This is a genomic window from Staphylococcus schweitzeri (genome assembly GCF_002902405.1).
Lineage (GTDB): Bacteria > Bacillota > Bacilli > Staphylococcales > Staphylococcaceae > Staphylococcus > Staphylococcus schweitzeri.
In genome coordinates, this window is sequence record NZ_PPQS01000024.1 from 1 (window position 1) to 1,629 (window position 1,629).

The window sequence follows — 1,629 nt, forward strand, 5'->3', positions numbered from 1 at the left end:
AAACATTCAAAACTGAATACAATATGTCACGTTATTCCGCATCTTCTGAAGAAGATGTTCCGAATATATCCTTAGAAAGGAGGTGATCCAGCCGCACCTTCCGATACGGCTACCTTGTTACGACTTCACCCCAATCATTTGTCCCACCTTCGACGGCTAGCTCCTAAAAGGTTACTCCACCGGCTTCGGGTGTTACAAACTCTCGTGGTGTGACGGGCGGTGTGTACAAGACCCGGGAACGTATTCACCGTAGCATGCTGATCTACGATTACTAGCGATTCCAGCTTCATGTAGTCGAGTTGCAGACTACAATCCGAACTGAGAACAACTTTATGGGATTTGCTTGACCTCGCGGTTTTGCTGCCCTTTGTATTGTCCATTGTAGCACGTGTGTAGCCCAAATCATAAGGGGCATGATGATTTGACGTCATCCCCACCTTCCTCCGGTTTGTCACCGGCAGTCAACTTAGAGTGCCCAACTTAATGATGGCAACTAAGCTTAAGGGTTGCGCTCGTTGCGGGACTTAACCCAACATCTCACGACACGAGCTGACGACAACCATGCACCACCTGTCACTTTGTCCCCCGAAGGGGAAGGCTCTATCTCTAGAGTTGTCAAAGGATGTCAAGATTTGGTAAGGTTCTTCGCGTTGCTTCGAATTAAACCACATGCTCCACCGCTTGTGCGGGTCCCCGTCAATTCCTTTGAGTTTCAACCTTGCGGTCGTACTCCCCAGGCGGAGTGCTTAATGCGTTAGCTGCAGCACTAAGGGGCGGAAACCCCCTAACACTTAGCACTCATCGTTTACGGCGTGGACTACCAGGGTATCTAATCCTGTTTGATCCCCACGCTTTCGCACATCAGCGTCAGTTACAGACCAGAAAGTCGCCTTCGCCACTGGTGTTCCTCCATATCTCTGCGCATTTCACCGCTACACATGGAATTCCACTTTCCTCTTCTGCACTCAAGTTTTCCAGTTTCCAATGACCCTCCACGGTTGAGCCGTGGGCTTTCACATCAGACTTAAAAAACCGCCTACGCGCGCTTTACGCCCAATAATTCCGGATAACGCTTGCCACCTACGTATTACCGCGGCTGCTGGCACGTAGTTAGCCGTGGCTTTCTGATTAGGTACCGTCAAGATGTGCACAGTTACTTACACATATGTTCTTCCCTAATAACAGAGTTTTACGATCCGAAGACCTTCATCACTCACGCGGCGTTGCTCCGTCAGGCTTTCGCCCATTGCGGAAGATTCCCTACTGCTGCCTCCCGTAGGAGTCTGGACCGTGTCTCAGTTCCAGTGTGGCCGATCACCCTCTCAGGTCGGCTATGCATCGTTGCCTTGGTAAGCCGTTACCTTACCAACTAGCTAATGCAGCGCGGATCCATCTATAAGTGACAGCAAGACCGTCTTTCACTTTTGAACCATGCGGTTCAAAATATTATCCGGTATTAGCTCCGGTTTCCCGAAGTTATCCCAGTCTTATAGGTAGGTTATCCACGTGTTACTCACCCGTCCGCCGCTAACATCAGAGAAGCAAGCTTCTCGTCCGTTCGCTCGACTTGCATGTATTAGGCACGCCGCCAGCGTTCATCCTGAGCCAGGATCAAACTCTCCATAAAAA

At 50.2% G+C, this 1,629-nt stretch carries 1 rRNA gene; it reads right to left on the minus strand.

Annotated features, from left to right (window positions below):
* Window positions 1-75: 75 nt before the first annotated feature.
* A 16S ribosomal RNA gene (locus tag CD116_RS04355) occupies window positions 76-1,627 on the minus strand.
* Window positions 1,628-1,629: the final 2 nt, after the last annotated feature.